Origin of the sequence: Paenibacillus ginsengarvi, from assembly GCF_003626695.1 — a bacterium.
In the GTDB taxonomy this organism is placed as follows: domain Bacteria; phylum Bacillota; class Bacilli; order Paenibacillales; family NBRC-103111; genus Paenibacillus_AB; species Paenibacillus_AB ginsengarvi.
This window is the reverse complement of sequence record NZ_RBAH01000014.1, coordinates 23,441-39,867: the sequence shown is the minus strand read 5'-3', so window position 1 is coordinate 39,867 and position 16,427 is coordinate 23,441. Positions and strand designations below refer to the sequence as shown.

Here is a 16,427-nt window from a genome sequence, read left to right as displayed (position 1 = left end):
AGGGGAGAAAAGCCGATGTCGATTCGCAAAAAGCTGCTTTTATCCAATTTCGGCATGGTGCTGATCCCGATCGTTTTGTTTTTCGTATGCACCATGCTGCTGTACGGCGTATTCATGCAGGACATCCAGGGTATCAAGCAATATTACGGCGAGGACGGAGAAAGCCCGAGGGGGCTGGCTTCGATCCACCGGCAGTTTCAGAGAAGGGACGATCTGTTTTCGGGCATCCGGTTTTTGACCGAATACGAACCGGAGAAGCTGACGGACAGCACCTTTCAGAAGGAGATGGGCAGCCGGCTCGATGAGCTGAAGGCGGGCTTAATCGTGGCGAAGAGCGGAACTCCCTTATTCGTGTCCGCCTATGTGCGCGATCTCGACTTCGGCAAGCTGGAAGACATGTCGCTCCAGCGTCAGGGCAAGCCGGGGGGAGAGGAGTATATGCGCTCGGGAGACATACAGTATTCGGTAGCGAGACAACAGGGCGCGCTCGCGGACGGCAGCCGCGTCACCGTTTATTTGCTGGCGGATATGAGCCCGATGGCTCGCTTGGTGCCGAAAATCGTTCCGGTTGCGGCCGCAACGCTGCTGCTCATCCTTGTCATTACGAACGGCGTGCTGACGCTAATCGTGTCGCGCAGCTTCATCAGGCCGCTGTATGCGCTGAAGCGCGCGGCCGAACGAATCAAGGACGGCGATCTGGGTCAGGAACTGAGGCTGGCGTCGCGCAATGACGAATTCGGCGAGCTGGGCGGCGCGTTCGAGGAGATGCGGGTCCGGCTCAAACATTCGATCGGACTGCAGCTTCAGTACGAGGAGAACCGCAAGGAGCTGCTATCGAGCATTTCCCACGATCTGAAAACGCCGATAACGGCGATCAAAGGCTGTGTGGAAGGCATTATGGACGGCATCGCCGATACGCCTGAGAAGCGGGAGAAGTATATGCGGATGATCTACAAAAAAGCGACCGATATGGACCGCCAGATCGACGAGCTGTTCCTGTTCTCCAAATTGGACTTAGGACGGGTTCCGTTTCATTTCGAAGCGATGGAGCTGGTTTCGTTTCTGCTAGAGCATGTGGAGGAGCTTCGGCTGCAGCCGAATAACGCCGGCATCGAATTTTCATTTGCGCCTCCGGGCGGGGAGCGGACTTACGTGCGCGGCGACCGTGAGAAGCTGCATCGCGTCTTGCAAAATATCGTCGACAACAGCATCAAATATTTGGATAAACCGGTAGGACGAATCGGCTTCGAGCTGACGGTCGCCCCGCACGAGGTCATCGTGCGCGTCCGCGACAACGGCGCGGGAATCGCGCCGGAGGCGCTGCCTTTTATTTTCGAGCGGTTTTACCGCGCCGATCCTTCGCGTACCGACAGCGGGGGCGGAAGCGGCCTCGGCCTAGCCATCGTCACCCAGATCATCCGGGAGCATGGCGGGCGGGTGTGGGCGGAAAGCATGGCGGGCGAAGGGACGGTTATCGCGCTGACGCTGCCGAGAACGGCACCCGCGAATACGGAAGGAGGACGGACATGAAAAGCGTGCTCATTATCGAGGACGATCCGGTGATTGCGGAAGTGCAGCGCGATTATTTGGAAGCCGGGGGCTTCCGGACGGATATCGCGGCGACCGGCGACGCCGGACTGAAGATGGCTTTAAACGGGAGCTACGATCTGATTCTTCTCGATCTGATGCTGCCGAACATGGACGGCTTCGAAATATGCCGGCAAGTTCGCGAAGTTTTAAATGTCCCGATTCTGATCGTCTCCGCCAAAAAAGAAGAGATCGATAAAATCCGCGGCTTCGGTCTCGGCGCGGACGATTATATGATCAAGCCGTTCAGCCTCGGCGAGCTGGTGGCGCGGGTGAAGGCGCATTTGGCCCGCTACGAGCGGCTTGTCGGCAGCGGCGAGCCGAAGCCCGACGAGATTCGGCTGCGCGGCATCCGGATCGACAAGCTGTCCCGCCGGGTGTTCGTGAACGAGGCGGAAGTGGCGTTTACGTCGAAGGAATACGACCTGCTGCTGTTTCTGCTCATGCATCCGAACCGGGTGTTCAGTAAGGACGAACTGTTTCTGAAACTATGGGGCTACGACTCGCTCGGCGATATCGCGACCGTTACGGTGCACATCAGCAAGCTGAGAGAGAAGATCGAGGCGGACCCGTCGAGGCCGCAATATATCGAGACGATCTGGGGAGTCGGGTACCGGTTCAACCTATAAGCGGGAGAGTCGGTACCCGTCCCTCCGGAAGGAAGGGGGCTGGAGATACTTGTGAAACCAATCACAATGAAACAGAAAAAGCTGCTCGTGACAGCTCATCTGATCTTTTCCGCGATCATGTTGGGTGGCATGGTCATCTTTCTTGTCCTGAGCATTACCGCCGCGACTACGAACGATCCGCGCCTGTTCGAATCGTGCTTCGCGATTATGCGCGTGCTCGCCCAAACGTCGGTGCGGGCATCGACAATCGGTACGGTTGTTACCGGAGTCCTGCTGTCCGTCTGGACCCACTGGGGACTGCTGCGTTATTACTGGATTATCGCCAAAGAGCTGCTCACGCTGGTCGCCATCGGCATCGGGATCGTCGGCATCGGCATCTGGTCGGTGAAGACGGCCGACTTATCCGCGGCGCAAGGGATGGACGTACTGCACGACGCAGTGTTCCGCTCGAACCGGAATATGCTGGTCGGCGGAATCGTCTGCCAGATCGTGTCGCTCGCAGCGATATTCGTGTTGTCCGTTTACAAGCCGTGGGGTAAAAGGGCGCGGGCCTAATTCCGGAGAACAAAACCTGCGCCACTGCGAGTTATTTCGATTTGAAAACGTACAGGGTCGCCCGTATTGGCGGCGTTGCCCCTGCCTCAGACCGTGCCCGAGCGGTCTTTTTTTCGTCCTCATTGATCCTCCGATTCCCCGCTATCTATTGGATCGCCATAGGAAGTCTATCGGAATATTCCAAGCAAGTAGTTTAAGATGCTTGTTTTTTGTCAATTCTTGTTACTAGATTTGTTTATTTTCACCTACTAAATATTAAGTTTGATTGGCAGGTGCCAAAGATGTCGATCTTCAATTGGTTCAAAAAAAACAAAAAACGTTCGACCCGGCCTATTCCGAACCGGACCTCGGAACCTTTTCAGGATATAAGTTTGGACGGCCGTTTGGATGAAACGATTGATGCGATGATGCGCCTTTGCGGCGGCAACGATGATTTCAGCATTCGCCGTTTTCATGTTTTCGGCCGATATCCGGCCGCCATGTTCTATTATTCTACGATGATCGATCAGACCATGGTCAACGGACATATTTTAAAGCCGTTTATGTATGTGCCGCTTCATCTGGAAAAACAAGACATAGAGTTTCGCCGATTGAAAGAGGTATTGCTTCAAGATTCGATCTTTCACAGCGATGTGGCGATAGAAATCCAATTTTCCAAACTGGTCCACAGCGTGTTAAGCGGGAAAACGGTCGTCATCATTGACGGCATGGAAGAAGCTTTCGTCATCGGCACGCGCAACATCGAACAGCGGGCGATCGATCAGCCGCAGACCGAGCAAGTGATTCGCGGGCCGCGCGAAGGGTTCATCGAACCGATTGCGACAAACATTGCTCTGCTTCGTTACCGGCTGCAAACGACGGATTTGCGCATCAACACGATGGAAATCGGACGCAGAACGAAATCGAAGGTCGCAATCTGCTACATGGAAGGCATCGCGAACCCCGATCTGCTTAAAGAAGTCAAGCGGCGGCTATCCGCCATCGATATTGACGGAATCATGGATTCGGGCTACCTGGAGCAGTTTATAGAGGATAACCACCTATCCCCGTTCCCTCAGGTGCAATACACGGAACGGCCGGACAAGGTGTCGGCGAACCTGCTGGAAGGAAGGGTGGCCATTCTTGTCGACGGCTCCCCTCTGGCGCTGGTCGTGCCTACCGTCTTCAGCCAGTTCTATCAAACGGTGGAAGACTACACCGAGAGGTTTGTGCTAATGAGCGCGATTCGGCTTGCGCGGCTCGTCGCTCTCGTTTTCTCGCTCGTCTTTCCGTCGCTGTACGTGGCGATTATATCGTTCAATCCGGAGCTCATTCCGACGGAGTTTGCCGTGGCGGTCGCCGGCGGCAGAGCCGGGGTGCCTTTCCCGGCCATTATCGAGGTGCTCGTCATCGAAGTTGCGATGGAAGTGCTGCGCGAGGCGACGATTCGATTGCCGCAGCAGGTCGGCGGCGCGCTTTCCATCGTCGGAGTGCTCGTTATCGGCCAAGCGGCCGTCGCCGCGGGGTTTGCCAGTCCGATCACGGTCGTCATCATCGCGCTCACGACGATCGGATCGTTCGCCACGCCGGCTTATAACGCCGCACTCGCGCTGCGGCTGCTGCGGTTTCCGCTCATCATTATGGCCGGCATTTTCGGTTTGTACGGCGTAATGATCGGTCTGATCCTGATCGCCAACCATCTGCTTTCTTTAAAATCTTTCGGGGTTCCTTATCTCAGTCCGCTCGTACCCGGCAATTTCCAAGGGATGAAAGATTTGCTCATTCGCGGCCCGTTATGGTGGATGACCAATCGCCCATCGTTTCTACATACACCCAACTTGACGAAGCTGAGCGACAGTACCGTAGATCAATTGAAGCAGCCGCCGGACAACGTAATGGACCCGTTAAAATTCAAATCGTATACGGACGACTCCGAGCGACGGCAGGAGTAATTACTGATACAGAAAGGAGCGGTGACGCATGGAGACATCACGTCAAATCACCGTCATTCAGGCGGCCGCCATACTCGTCAGCACGATCATCGGAGTAGGCGTTTTGCCGCTCCCGCTATTTGCCGTCCGCGCAGCGGATTCGGGCGCTCCGCTCGTTACTTTGCTCGGTACGGCGGTTGCCTTTGTCGGCCTGGCTCTGATCGCCTGGCTTGGCATGAGATTTCCGAACAAGTCGATTATCCAATACAGCGAGGACATTATCGGCAAATGGCTCGCCTGGATCGGCAGCGTGTTCATCATCGTTTTTTTCGCCGAATTGACGGCGCTGGCGGCCCGCGAGTTCGGGGAAGTCGTCGTTACCTCCGTCTTGAAGAAGACGCCGCTGGAAGTGACCGTTATCGTCATGCTGCTGCTCGCAGCCATATCGACGCGAAACGATATTACGACGTTCGCCTACATCCATAACTTCTATTTCCCGGCGCTTCTCGGCCCCGGTCTGCTGATCGTCGCGCTTTCCTTGAAAAATGCCGAGGTGATCAATCTTGAGCCGATCTGGGGGAATGAGCCGAGCGGCATGGTCGGAGGAATGTTTACGATAGCGGCTTTGTTTCAAGGCTCGTTCGTGCTGACGATGATCATTCCGGCCATGCGCCGCCCCGAGAAGGCGATGAAGGCAAGCGTATGGGGGATGCTCATTGCCGGAGGGCTGTACATTACGATCGTCGTGGCGACGGTCAGCGTTTTCGGTGCCGAAGAGAGCAAGCTGCTGTTGTGGCCAACGCTTGAGCTTGCCAAAGCGACGTCGCTCCCCGCAAACATTTTGGAACGGCTCGACGCCGCTTTTTTGGCCGTTTGGGTAACCGCCGTGTTTACGACGTTGTTTTCCAGCTACTTTTTGACCATTCACTCGATGAGCAAGCTGTTTCGCTTGCGCGATCACCGGATGTTTTCTTTTTTCCTGCTGCCGATCGTCTTTGTACTCGCCATGCTGCCTCAGAACATGATCCATATGTATGAAATCATTCAAAACGTAGGGCGAATCGGACTGTTCATCACGATCGCATATCCGGCGGTGCTGCTGGCGATTTCGCTCATTCGCAAGAAAAGAGGGGATCCTGTTGGCGATAAACCGATGGACCCCGGCGTGTAAACTGCTGCTCGTCCTTCTTCTTGTACTGCCGATTTTGACCGGTTGCTGGGACCGTCTGGAAATCGAGGAGCGGGCCGTCGTGCTGGGCATTTCCGTGGATACGGCGGCTGACGAGGATGTCAAGGAAGAGGACCAGGTTTCCCATCTGCGGAACAAGTTTCCGGCGCCGGAAAAGGATTTGATTCGAGTTGCGGTGCAAATCGCGCTTCCCGGAAGAATTCCGCTCGGACCGGGGGAGGCCGGAGGGGGTAAAGGCAGCGCGGGGCAAACGGTATGGGTGATCAATGTAGTCGGCCATACGATCGACGACGCGATCATGAACTTGCAGCAGCAAATTTCGGCCAAGCTGTTTTTCGGTCATTTGCGCGTCATCGTCATTTCGGAAGATGTGGCGAAGAAAGGCTTGCAAAATGTGAACGACTACTTCAGGCGCAATTCGGAAGTGCGCCGGATGGCCTGGATGCTCGTCGCGAAAGGAAACGCGGAAGACATCATGAAGGCCGCGCCGAAATTGGAACGAGTCCCGACCCTGTACCTCATCTCGACGATGGACAGCGCTGTCCAAATGGGGAAATTCCCAAACGATTTCGTCGGCAATTTTTGGAGCGATCTGTCGAAAAAAGGGAAGGAAGGTTTTCTTCCTTATGTCGGGATTATGAAGGAACAAAACGTCGAAATTATGGGGATTGCTTATTTTAAAGGAGACAAAATGATCGGTACGACGGAACCGATAGAGATCGGCGCCTATATGGGCGTCAAAGGAATCAAGCAAGCGGGGTATCGGGGAATTATCAGCCTGGACGGTTCGTCCGATACGATTACCTTGTATGCGTCCAGCCGCCAGTCGAAAATCGAGGTGGATATTAAGGACGGTCTCCCGCATTTTACGGTTTCTATCTTAATCGATTTGAATATCGAGGAGAAAATGAACGAGCGTTTTCCGATCAACACTTCCGATATGATTCGCAAAATCGAACAAGAGGACGAGAAATGGTCTACAAAATTTCATGAAGGCTTGATTAAACAAACGCAGCAAAAAGGAGCCGACATTTTCGGCTTCGGCGAGTATGTGCGGGCGAAACAATCGAAATTTTGGAACGAGCACGTCAAGACGAAAGAGAAATGGCAGGAAATGTACAAGGACGTTTCCATCGATGTGAAGGTCGATGTCCGCATTCGCAGGGTCGGGATGAAGGCGATTTAGGCGGTGTACGTCGGAGGAGGCTTGCCTGTTATGGGCGGAGTAGGTTATGTCGGTTTTCTGGGTTACGCGGTGAGTCTATGGCTCGTTACTGGGGTCGCCATGTTGTGGATTGACGTCAAAATTTACGAGTTGACAGGGATGGTCAAAGAGCGGGGCGTATGCCGCTTTATCGGTTGGTTGAACATATGTCTCGGGCTGATCGCGTTTGCGGGCAATATGGCGCTTAGGAAATGGGGAATGTAAGAGAAACCCCAAGCCCGGCTGCATTAGCGTCGGAGCTCGGGGTTGTCTTGTGTTAGAGCTGGTTACCGTTCCAGCATGTACCGGAACAAGCCGAAGCTAAGCGGCTTAGGCAGCGATACGCTCACGCGTCCGGCGGAATCCGGTGTAAGACGGATCGTTTCTGCGGCAAAATCAAACCGTTCCTTTCCTTCGGAACGGACGAGGCTCTCCAGTGTGATCGCCCCGAAGCTGTCCCCCCATAGCCGGAACAGGCCGGCTGCTTCCTCGGTATATTCGCGGAATACGAGCAGGTAGCCCTCCCGCTCGCCGGTGATGCACTGAAGCCCGGTCCATCCCGCGCCGTTCGGCTGCTCGCCGATTGGAAGGACGTGTCCGCCGCTCAACTCCACCTTCAGCCGGTTGAACAGGCCGATCATTGGCGTCAGCGTCCGGACATCGCTTTCCGACAAGCCGGATAGCTCCATCCAGGCGAGAGGGCTCGTAAACAGCGTCGCCGCAAAGCCGTAAGCGATGCCGCAAGCCGAAGGAGACAGCGGATCGTCGCCGTACAGAGCTTCGTTTCTTCCCGGGTTGAGAAACTCCATTTGCAGCTTGCCGGCCGGTACGTACGGCGCAAGCATCCAGATGTTGCGCAGCGTCCAATGTGGGTAATAACTGCGGAAGTCCGAATAGCGGTTCTCGAGGAACAGGTTGCCGCCCGACGTGTGGTATAAGTATCCGAGCCGCTGTCCATTCGTCGTGTCGAGATTGAAATAAACGTCGCCGGATGCGTGCGCGGTCATCTCATCCAACATGCGCAGAAACCGTGCCTCCCCTAGCTTGCTGCGAATCGAGATGCCGTCGAGCTTGAACGAGCGGATGCCGAACTTGTCCCACATGCTCTTCAGCAGCTCGAGATCGGTCTGCCAGTATGTGAAATCGTTCGTCGAGTCGGGGGAAAACCATAGACCAAGCTCGATGCCAAGCTGCTTAGCCCGCTCCACGACCGGCTTCAGCCCGTTCGGGAAACGTTCCGGATGAACCTCCCAGAAGTCGGCCACTTTGGAGTAATAATCGGCCCACGTTCCGCCGGTTATGAACGAGTTGGCGGTCGTGCCTTTTTGCCAGCCGTCGTCGATCTGGACGTGGGTAATGCCGAGCCGGGCAGCCTGCTCCAGCTCCAGCATCATGAAAGCTTCCGTCACCCGGCTGTCGCGGGAACGGTCGCCCCACGTATTGCTCATAACAAACGTATCGCCGGCTCCCTGGCGTACCTCCAGGCATTCGTGGTACTGCCGGATAAGCCGCCACTGCTCCAGCTCCCCGCCGTGATAGACGCCGACTGCGCTGCCGTAGCTTTGCACCCATTCGCCGTGGGCGAGATCCTCTGCGGCAATACCGGAGCCGGTCACCCAGAACCGTTTGCCCGCTATGAAATAGTCGCCGTCCGTCCGGTTCAGCTGACCGAACGGGGTCGGACTATCTTTGACGAGCAGCAGTCCGTCCCGGCTTAGATTGTTGCGGACCGTCATAAAGTTGCCGGAAGGCGAATGCTTCTCGCCGTCCGTATAGAGCAGCCCGTCCTCGAGGCGGACGAGATTGTTATGCGTATCCGTCACGTCGAGCAGCTCTGCGGACTGCCAGCGGCAGTGCAGCGCGGCAAGCGGAATATAGTCGGCGTAGTCCGCCGGGTGCTTCGCTTTTGGAGCGGATTCGCCGGAAGCAGCAGCATCGCCGGAGGAAGGCTCGCTCCCGCGCGTCGAAGCTTTGTAATACATCGTTTGGCGAATAACCGGAATATCCGGATAAATGCGAATCTGCCATTTGACGAGAACAGGACCGTTGTCGGCCGAGACCTCGACGAGCAGATGCTCGGGCGTTCGTCCCGATGCCGAGACGTTCTGCTGCCGGACGGCGTAATTGGAATACGCGTCTGCTCGTTCCTGGAGCGCCGGGTGGCGAAACGACGTCGCCGCACCGGCAGTTTTGACGTCCAGCCATTCCGTATTGCGCTTACGATCCACAAGCGATAACGGATAAACGCCGTTTGGCCGGAGCGCCCATTTTCGTTCGATCCGCGAATTGCCGACCGCCAGAATCCCGTCTTCATAGTCAGCGTAGCTTGGTAAAGAAGCTGTAAACTTCATGTATAATCCCCGCCTTTATGCTAAAATATTGCTCATATAGCCGATAAGGAAAGTGTATGAAACATCGATGCGGCAAACAAGAGAACGATATTTCGTCATAAAGGGGTAAAATATTGTGCTATCATCGTTCGGATTTCGTTACACGGATCCCGTTCCGGGGCTGCTGCGCATTTATTCGATCGGCTATCAGGTCGTGAAGGAACCGGGCTACGATTTTCACGGCTTGCGCCGAAACGCGGAAGGGATGTTGTTTCAATACACGCTTTCCGGCAGCGGTTATTTGGAGGCGGAGGGACGGCTGTTTCCGGTTCCGAAGGATCGAGCTTTTCTGGTTGAGATTCCCGGCGATCACCGGTATTATTACGAGCCTTCGAGCGGCAAGCCGTGGGAGGTGCTCTGGATTCGTTTCGGCGGGGAGCTGGCGGCTACCTATTGGGAGCAGTTATGCAACCGCGGACGGGTACTTTCGTTCGAGAGGGACAGCAAGCCGATTCGGCTGCTGTTTCAATTGTACGGGGACGTCAAAGGCGGGAGGCTGGGAGGGGCGGTCGATCAGTCGGTGCGCATCTACGAGTGGCTGCTGCATGTGTGGGACGAAGCCGCCCGGCCGGGCAAGCCCGAGCTGCCACATCATGAGGCTGTTTTTCCGCGAGCCGTTTTATTCATGAACGAACAGTATCACCGGCCGCTTACGCTGGAGGACATCGCGAACGAAGAGAAGCTGTCCAAATATCACTTCTGTAAACAATTTCACCGCAAAATCGGCATGTCGCCGATCGCGTATCTGAACAAAGTGCGGATGGAGGAGGCCGTCTCGCTGCTGTCGACGACCTCGCTCCCCGTTGCCGATATCGCCCGTTTGACCGGTTTCGAGACGCCCGGCTATTTCGCCAAAGTGTTCAAACGGCTCGTCGGGGGCACACCTACGGAGTACAGGGATAGCAGGCATGAGCCCGCCCCTTCGGTTATGCGGATTTACTGATCGGGCGGTAAATTCTTCCCGGATTTCCCGCAGCACGACGCTATCGAGCGATTCGCCCTCGTTAACCGTTCCTCTGGGCACTTGCAGCCCGAGATGCTCGTAGCCTTCTTCTTCGAAGACGAGCAGCGAGCGTGTACCCGCCCGCCTCGCCGTTATGTACGCCGTTACTTTGCGAAGCGGATCACTCGCCACCCGCCACCTCACGGGAGGCGGCTGCTTCGGCTTCTGCGGTTTCCGTCGCCAGCTCCGCTTCCCGGCTGCCCAGAATGAGCGTGCGGAACCGTTCCTTCCATTCCGGATCGGGGGCGTCGATCGAATCGAACGTTTCCTCGGCCTTTTGCAGGAATAGCGATTTGATCACTTCGGTATACTCCACACAGCCCGATTCCCGAATGTAATCCAGGCACGCGATCTTGTTTTTCAGGAAGACATCTCGTTCAACCAGGCCTTGGTAATAATCGCGGATAAGCGTAAATTCGTCTTCTTCGTCGCCAAGCAAATACAAGATCGGGAGCGTTTGCTTCTTGTGCAGCAGATCGTTCTTGACGTCGTACCGGAGAACGTCGCGGAGATCGTTCGAGAGTTGGGAAACGACGCCGATATAACCGGCCAGGAGGTCCATCTGCGGTTCGATGGCAGGGGCGTCCGGCAGCCCGCCATAGCCCATATAATACGCCAGCTTCAGCAGCATGCAGGACTTTTGCTGAACGACGGAGATATAATCCTGCTCGGATACGATGTCGCCCACCAGGTCGCGGTACTGTCCGTTAACCGCGTTCATAACGATAAGGCCGACTTCGCCAGGCGAAGGAAACGATTGTTCAGGATACTCCTGCTGAAGACGTCCCAGTTCGCCAACAGCTCCCATCAGCAGACCCATGACGGCGTTAAGCGACAGCCCCGGCGGGCAATTCATCCAGCTTTTCTCGGCGTTATCCTGATCCTGCAAGTCGTCGGCGATGTCCAGCGCCAGCACGAGCAGCTCGGTTAGGGCGGCAACCCGGTCGATATAGGCGGAGGAGCCGCCGAACATGTGATGGACGTGCCGCGTCATTTCGCCCCAGCGCGACGTTTCCCCGGCTTTGTCGCGGACGAATGTTTTGAGCAATTCGTTAAACGAAGGCACCGGGACGAGACGATCGATCGTTTGTTCGATTTCATGCAACAGCGTTGCCTGCATTAATGGTCCTCCTGCCGCTCGGTGTATAGCGGACTCCGCACGAATTTTTCGATAGCCTGGATGCGGGTCGGAACGTCGAGCTTGTCGTATATTTTTTTCAAATAATTGTCCACGGACCGTTTGCTGACATGAATATGCTCGCCGATTTGCTCGTGCGTATAACCTTTGACGAGCAGCGTCATGATGACGACCTCGTCGGCGGACAGCTCGATATGCTCCGCATCGTCCGGGCCGATCTGCCGGCCCGCCAGCCTCATCTGCCGGTAGATCGGGAGCGGAATCATCGTGTGGTTGTCCAGGATGCAGCGAACGATATTTTGAATGGTCGTCTCGCCGGATTCTTTGGACAAAATGCCGCTGACGCCGATTTCGATCAAATGGTTGTACATGTCGGCCACGTCGATGCCGGTAAAGATGACGATATGCGTATGCGGCGAAATCCGTTTGACCCGCTCCGCCACGATACTGCCATAATGGTCCGGCAGATGGTAATCGAGAAACAGCAGGTCAGGCTGATGCTCTTCGACAAGCGCCAGGCAGCCTTCTCCGTTTCCGGCGATGCCTACGATGACGATCCCCTCGATTTGCTCCAAAATGTGCCTGGTCGCACGGGCTACGACAGGGTGATCGTCCACGATGATCGTCTTGAATGTTTTCATGCAGTCAACCCTTCCTTCATTGGAAACGAGATGCGGATATCGACGCCGGAGCCCTGAGCCGCCGCCAGCTCGAGATGCCCTCCCATATGCAGAATACGGCTGCGCAGTTGCTCCATCCCGACCCCGGAGGTGCCTATATCGGGCGCGGCGAGCTTGGAAGGGTCGAAGCCGACGCCGTCGTCCCTGTAATGCAGCACATAATACCCCATGCTGGCCGTCAGCCGGATGCTCACAAGTGTCGCTTCAGAATGTTTCTTCGCGTTATTAAGCAATTCCTGCACGATTCGGAATAAATGCCTCTTAAATTCCAGATCCTTCCGTTCGATCATCTGCACGCCGACCGCGTCGAAACGGATCTGAAACGGGCAAGAGTACGATTCCCGCTCGACGATCTTCTCGATCGTACGCACAAGTCCGATTTCCTGAAGCAAATACGGATGTAGATCGAAGCAGTTTTGCCGCAAATTGACGTTAATGATCTCGATATATTCGATTAAGCTTTGTATGCCGTCACTCACTTCCGGAGACAGGGCGTGCTTCTCGCCGATCGCCTTCAGTTTGCGCTTCAGAAAGAACAAATCCTGCATGGTCGTATCATGCAGATCGGTGGCGATGCGCACCCGCTCGCGCTCCTGCAGCTCGAACGAGAGCTTGCGGAACCAGTTGAAGTCGCTTGAGCCCTGTTCGCCGGGAAGATGCGAGGCGAGACTGTTAAGCTTGTCCGTTAGCTTCCGGATCAAGTAGACGTTCTCGAGACTGACGGCGAGATACGAAATGATCAGATTGAGCCACTGCACCTCCTCGAGCCCGAGCCGGGTATTCGATTTTTTGCGAGTCATGACGAGAAAGCTCGTATACTCCTCGTGGCGGTTAATTTCGAAGCACATCAGATCGGGGTGTTCTTCAGGATAAGCCTGGCCGATCAATCGCTCGATTTCGGCTTGATGGATTTCTCCCTCGCTAATAATCTCCGTGCTGTCTCTGTATTTAAAAACGATCGCCCCTCCATATACTTGCAGCGTGTTGACGATATCGAGGAGGATGAGGTCTTTCAGCTCGCGAAAGCTGAACGTCGACATCAGATCTTTTGATATTTTTTTAAGAGCGGCTTGCAGCAAATGCTTACGAGGGAACATGAAGCGTTCGAGCCGGGTATACATGTGCTCGACAGAGAATAGAACGATCGTTTGAATGATCAGTACGATGATAAACATATATAACGTGTGCCTATGAAACATTTCTTTTTGAAAAACAGCAATATCGGCCATAACCACGACGAAGCTCGGCAAAATGGATATAATAACGGTAAAAAGAAGTCTGCGAAGCATAAAATCTATATCGTAAAGTTTTTTGGATACTATCAAATAAGCAAAGGTTAACGGGAATAGGAGCACGAAAAATCCTGAATATGTTGACAGAAATAATTCTTCACCGATTAATAGTTTTGGTATAAATGAAAGGAACAGAATCGGAAAGAAAGAGGCAAACAAAGAAATCCACACAAAACGAAGGACTGTGGACTCGTCGGATACTTTCTTTCGGTGTTTGAAATATAGTATGGTCAGAATAACAAAATTGAACAAAATACCAATTAAAAAAAGAAGCAGGCAAGTAAACCGCAAAAAGAAATAAGTTTGTTTGGCGATATAATTGTCAGATAGGAATATGATTGCACTGCATAAGCAGAACTCAATCAAAATAGAATAATAGATGTACTTTAACGGTTTTGACGAAATGTTGGCGATCCTTTTTTCTTTAAAAAAAACGATCAAAAAATTCAAAAACACGATAGGGACGAGTAGTAGCCCGTTCGCGATCAACACTTTTCCTAGAGTATCGCCTCGAACTGACGGATTCAAGGCCATAAACGTTACGCCAATTACATAAAAAACATAGGCTAAGTAATTAGCCGATCTAGAATTTGCAACTTTATTGTAGAGCAGTAAGGCGATCGTAAAGCAAATAATCTCGTAAACGATGGGAATCAGATCAAGCTGGATGGCGCTCCTAGTCTTGGATATATCAACGGCATTAGAAATTCCGTCTCGTTTTATGACAAGTGAAAATGCTTGTTCGACCGTGTCCCATTTTCTTACTAAAACGTTTTTTTCCGGCGGTTTGCCGTCGACTTCCACAATAATATCTCCGACATTTAAGTCGAGTCGTGTAGAACCGCTGTCTATGTCCAAATTTTTTATAACCCATTGGCCGTTATCGTACTGGACATTTATACCTATATACGGGTACTTAATCAACACGATTAGAAACCAGCTTTGAGCTACTATAAAGAATACCAATAGAAATAATGAACGTATTTTTTTATTCATTGCTGCATTCTACCACCTTCATTTAATAGGAAAAATGGATTATACTTACTATAGTAAGATCATTTTTCTGAGGGGGACTGAAGGATGCAGGGTATCGTTTGGTCGAGTAATCTTAAGGAAGCTGTAAAGCAATTCAAAAATGAAAATACATCTAAGAGAAACATCAATGGGTCATCTCTTTCAATAGTAGAAACGAAAGCTCTCGTAGCTGGCGTACCCAACAAAGCACAAGCACAAAAGGTAGAAGTACTCAGTCATTGGATGTAAGACCATCGCAAAGAAGCTGGAATTTAGTATTACGGTGTCGGAAACCCTCGCGGGATTCCGACATTTTTTTTCTTCACTGTACACCCCCATAATCCCCGTATTCTTCATGCAATCAACCCTTCCTTCATCGGAAACGAGATGCGGATATCGACGCCGGAGCCCTGAGCGGCTGCCAGCTCGAGATGCCCTCCCATGTGTAGAATACGGCTGCGCAGTTGCTCCATCCCGACACCTGGGGTCCCTATATCGGGCGCGGCGAGCTTGGAAGGGTCGAAGCCGACGCCGTCGTCCCTGTAATGCAGCACATAATACCCCATGCTGGCCGTTAACCGGATGCTCACAAGTGTCGCTTCAGAATGTTTCTTCGCGTTATTAAGCAATTCCTGTACGATTCGGAATAAATGCCTCTTAAATTCCAAATCCTTCCGTTCGATCATCTGCACGCCAACCGCGTCGAAACGGATTTGAAACGGGCAAGAGTACGATTCTCGCTCGACGATCTTCTCGATCGTGCGCACGAGCCCGATTTCTTGAAGCAAATAAGGATGTAGATCGAAGCAGTTTTGCCGCAAATTGACGTTAATGATCTCGATATATTCGATCAAGCTTTGTATGCCGTCATTCACTTCCGAAGACAAGGTGTGTTTCTCGCCGAGCGCCTTCAGCTTGCGCTTCAGGAAGAACAAATCCTGCATGGTCGTATCATGCAGATCGGTGGCGATGCGCACCCGCTCGCGCTCCTGCAGCTCGAACGAGAGCTTGCGGAACCAGTTGAAGTCGCTCGCACCCTGTTCGCCGGGAAGATGCGAGGCGAGACTGTTAAGCTTGTCCGTTAGCTTCCGGATCAAGTAGACGTTCTCGAGACTGACGGCGAGATACGAAATGATCAGATTGAGCCACTGCACTTCCTCGAGCCCGAGCCGGGTATTCGATTTTTTGCGGGTCATGACGAGAAAGCTTGTATACTCCTCGTGGTTCGTAATTTCAAAGAACATCAGCTCGGAGTGTTCGCCAGCCTGATCCAAACCGATCGTTTTCTCGATCTTGGCTCGGTCGATTTCTCCCTCGCTAATAACTTCTGTGCTATCTCTGTATTTGAATACGATCGCTCCTCCATATACCTGAAGGGTGTTGACGATATCTAATAGAATCAAGTCCTTCAACTCACGAAAGCTGGATGTGGAGGTAAGGTCTTTGGATATTCGTTTCAACGCGGCTTGTAGGGTGTGCTTTCGAGGAAACATGAATCTTTCCAATCGTGTGTACATGTGTTCTATAGAATAGAGGACAAAACTTAAAATAATTACAATGGCAGCAAACATAAATAGCGTCTGTTTATGGAAAACACTGCTATTGAAAATAGCCAGGACAACGGCGACTATTAAAACACTGGGTAATAGTGAGGCAATGACGGTAAATAGCATTCTACGAAAAATAAAGTCAATATCGTAAAGCTTTTTCGAAACTATTAAATAGGCAAAAGTTAGAGGGAAAAACAATACAAAGAATCCTGTATAAATTGAAAATATAAACTCTTCATCGAACAAAATCTTGGGGATAAACGACAAGAAAATGATTGGGAAAAAC

Annotated in this window: 14 protein-coding genes; 9 read left to right on the top strand and 5 right to left on the bottom strand. The window is 53.0% G+C overall.

The features are described 5' to 3' along the window. Positions 1-15: 15 nt before the first annotated feature. From D7M11_RS19125 to D7M11_RS19095, 7 genes are all read left to right on the top strand, one after another. Positions 16-1,530 carry a sensor histidine kinase gene (locus D7M11_RS19125; RefSeq protein WP_240041205.1) on the top strand — a complete coding sequence of 505 codons (1,515 nt, stop codon included), beginning with the start codon at positions 16-18 and terminating at the stop codon, positions 1,528-1,530. Continuing rightward, positions 1,527-2,216, top strand: a complete 690-nt coding sequence (locus tag D7M11_RS19120) for a response regulator transcription factor (protein ID WP_120748854.1) — start codon at positions 1,527-1,529, stop codon at positions 2,214-2,216. The genes D7M11_RS19125 and D7M11_RS19120 overlap by 4 nt, the downstream gene beginning before the upstream one ends. A gap of 66 nt (positions 2,217-2,282) precedes the next feature. Beyond that, on the top strand, positions 2,283-2,771 hold the full coding sequence (locus D7M11_RS19115; protein WP_240041204.1) for a DUF2269 family protein: 489 nt from the start codon (positions 2,283-2,285) through the stop codon (positions 2,769-2,771). Positions 2,772-3,052: 281 nt separating this feature from the next. After that, entirely contained in the window at positions 3,053-4,702 is a 1,650-nt protein-coding gene (locus D7M11_RS19110) for a spore germination protein (RefSeq protein WP_120748852.1), read from the top strand. A 28-nt stretch (positions 4,703-4,730) separates the two neighbouring features. Then, positions 4,731-5,852, top strand: a complete 1,122-nt coding sequence (locus D7M11_RS19105) for a GerAB/ArcD/ProY family transporter (RefSeq protein ID WP_120748851.1) — start codon at positions 4,731-4,733, stop codon at positions 5,850-5,852. After that, positions 5,821-7,056 carry a Ger(x)C family spore germination protein gene (locus D7M11_RS19100; RefSeq protein WP_240041203.1) on the top strand — a complete coding sequence of 412 codons (1,236 nt, stop codon included), beginning with the start codon at positions 5,821-5,823 and terminating at the stop codon, positions 7,054-7,056. The genes D7M11_RS19105 and D7M11_RS19100 overlap by 32 nt, the downstream gene beginning before the upstream one ends. Before the next feature lie 30 nt (positions 7,057-7,086). Further along, positions 7,087-7,299 carry a CLC_0170 family protein gene (locus D7M11_RS19095; protein ID WP_120748850.1) on the top strand — a complete coding sequence of 71 codons (213 nt, stop codon included), beginning with the start codon at positions 7,087-7,089 and terminating at the stop codon, positions 7,297-7,299. A 62-nt stretch (positions 7,300-7,361) separates the two neighbouring features. On the opposite strand, the gene D7M11_RS19090 is transcribed toward D7M11_RS19095, so the two are convergent. After that, positions 7,362-9,425: an alpha-galactosidase gene (locus D7M11_RS19090; protein WP_120748849.1), complete on the bottom strand. Its 2,064-nt coding sequence runs from the start codon at positions 9,423-9,425 to the stop codon at positions 7,362-7,364. A 115-nt stretch (positions 9,426-9,540) separates the two neighbouring features. Here D7M11_RS19090 and D7M11_RS19085 point away from each other — a divergent pair, with 115 nt between their 5' ends. Continuing rightward, entirely contained in the window at positions 9,541-10,407 is an 867-nt protein-coding gene (locus tag D7M11_RS19085) for a helix-turn-helix transcriptional regulator (protein ID WP_120748848.1), read from the top strand. A 181-nt stretch (positions 10,408-10,588) separates the two neighbouring features. On the opposite strand, the gene D7M11_RS19080 is transcribed toward D7M11_RS19085, so the two are convergent. Genes D7M11_RS19080 through D7M11_RS36490 form a run of 3 tightly spaced genes read right to left on the bottom strand, consistent with a single transcriptional unit; the run spans position 10,589 to position 13,460 of the window. Then, entirely contained in the window at positions 10,589-11,587 is a 999-nt protein-coding gene (locus D7M11_RS19080) for a polyprenyl synthetase family protein (RefSeq protein ID WP_120748847.1), read from the bottom strand. Beyond that, the gene (locus tag D7M11_RS19075; RefSeq protein ID WP_120748846.1) at positions 11,587-12,246 is read right to left on the bottom strand and encodes a response regulator transcription factor; all 660 of its coding nucleotides are present in this window, start codon (positions 12,244-12,246) and stop codon (positions 11,587-11,589) included. Before D7M11_RS19075 ends, D7M11_RS19080 begins: the two co-directional genes overlap by 1 nt. Then, the gene (locus D7M11_RS36490; RefSeq protein ID WP_158606717.1) at positions 12,243-13,460 is read right to left on the bottom strand and encodes a sensor histidine kinase; all 1,218 of its coding nucleotides are present in this window, start codon (positions 13,458-13,460) and stop codon (positions 12,243-12,245) included. Before D7M11_RS36490 ends, D7M11_RS19075 begins: the two co-directional genes overlap by 4 nt. A gap of 1,197 nt (positions 13,461-14,657) precedes the next feature. Between D7M11_RS36490 and D7M11_RS36175 the strand changes: the two genes are divergently transcribed. Continuing rightward, complete coding sequence (locus D7M11_RS36175; protein WP_147433459.1) at positions 14,658-14,840, top strand: hypothetical protein; 183 nt, start codon at positions 14,658-14,660, stop codon at positions 14,838-14,840. Between the two features lie 104 nt (positions 14,841-14,944). On the opposite strand, the gene D7M11_RS36485 is transcribed toward D7M11_RS36175, so the two are convergent. Next, a complete protein-coding gene (locus D7M11_RS36485; RefSeq protein ID WP_205127080.1) occupies positions 14,945-16,003 on the bottom strand; it encodes a sensor histidine kinase in 1,059 nt (352 codons plus the stop codon). Positions 16,004-16,427 lie beyond the last annotated feature (424 nt).

What these genes read in the sequence shown, in the direction of transcription:
- D7M11_RS19125 (WP_240041205.1), top strand. Translation starts at nt 16, where the DNA reads ATGTCGATTCGCAAAAAGCTGCTTTTATCCAATTTCGGCATGGTGCTG.
- D7M11_RS19120 (WP_120748854.1), top strand. Translation starts at nt 1,527, where the DNA reads ATGAAAAGCGTGCTCATTATCGAGGACGATCCGGTGATTGCGGAAGTG.
- D7M11_RS19115 (WP_240041204.1), top strand. Translation starts at nt 2,283, where the DNA reads ATGAAACAGAAAAAGCTGCTCGTGACAGCTCATCTGATCTTTTCCGCG.
- D7M11_RS19110 (WP_120748852.1), top strand. Translation starts at nt 3,053, where the DNA reads ATGTCGATCTTCAATTGGTTCAAAAAAAACAAAAAACGTTCGACCCGG.
- D7M11_RS19105 (WP_120748851.1), top strand. Translation starts at nt 4,731, where the DNA reads ATGGAGACATCACGTCAAATCACCGTCATTCAGGCGGCCGCCATACTC.
- D7M11_RS19095 (WP_120748850.1), top strand. Translation starts at nt 7,087, where the DNA reads ATGGGCGGAGTAGGTTATGTCGGTTTTCTGGGTTACGCGGTGAGTCTA.
- D7M11_RS19090 (WP_120748849.1), bottom strand. Translation starts at nt 9,425, where the DNA reads ATGAAGTTTACAGCTTCTTTACCAAGCTACGCTGACTATGAAGACGGG.
- D7M11_RS19080 (WP_120748847.1), bottom strand. Translation starts at nt 11,587, where the DNA reads ATGCAGGCAACGCTGTTGCATGAAATCGAACAAACGATCGATCGTCTC.
- D7M11_RS19075 (WP_120748846.1), bottom strand. Translation starts at nt 12,246, where the DNA reads ATGAAAACATTCAAGACGATCATCGTGGACGATCACCCTGTCGTAGCC.
- D7M11_RS36490 (WP_158606717.1), bottom strand. Translation starts at nt 13,460, where the DNA reads ATGTTTATCATCGTACTGATCATTCAAACGATCGTTCTATTCTCTGTC.
- D7M11_RS36175 (WP_147433459.1), top strand. Translation starts at nt 14,658, where the DNA reads ATGCAGGGTATCGTTTGGTCGAGTAATCTTAAGGAAGCTGTAAAGCAA.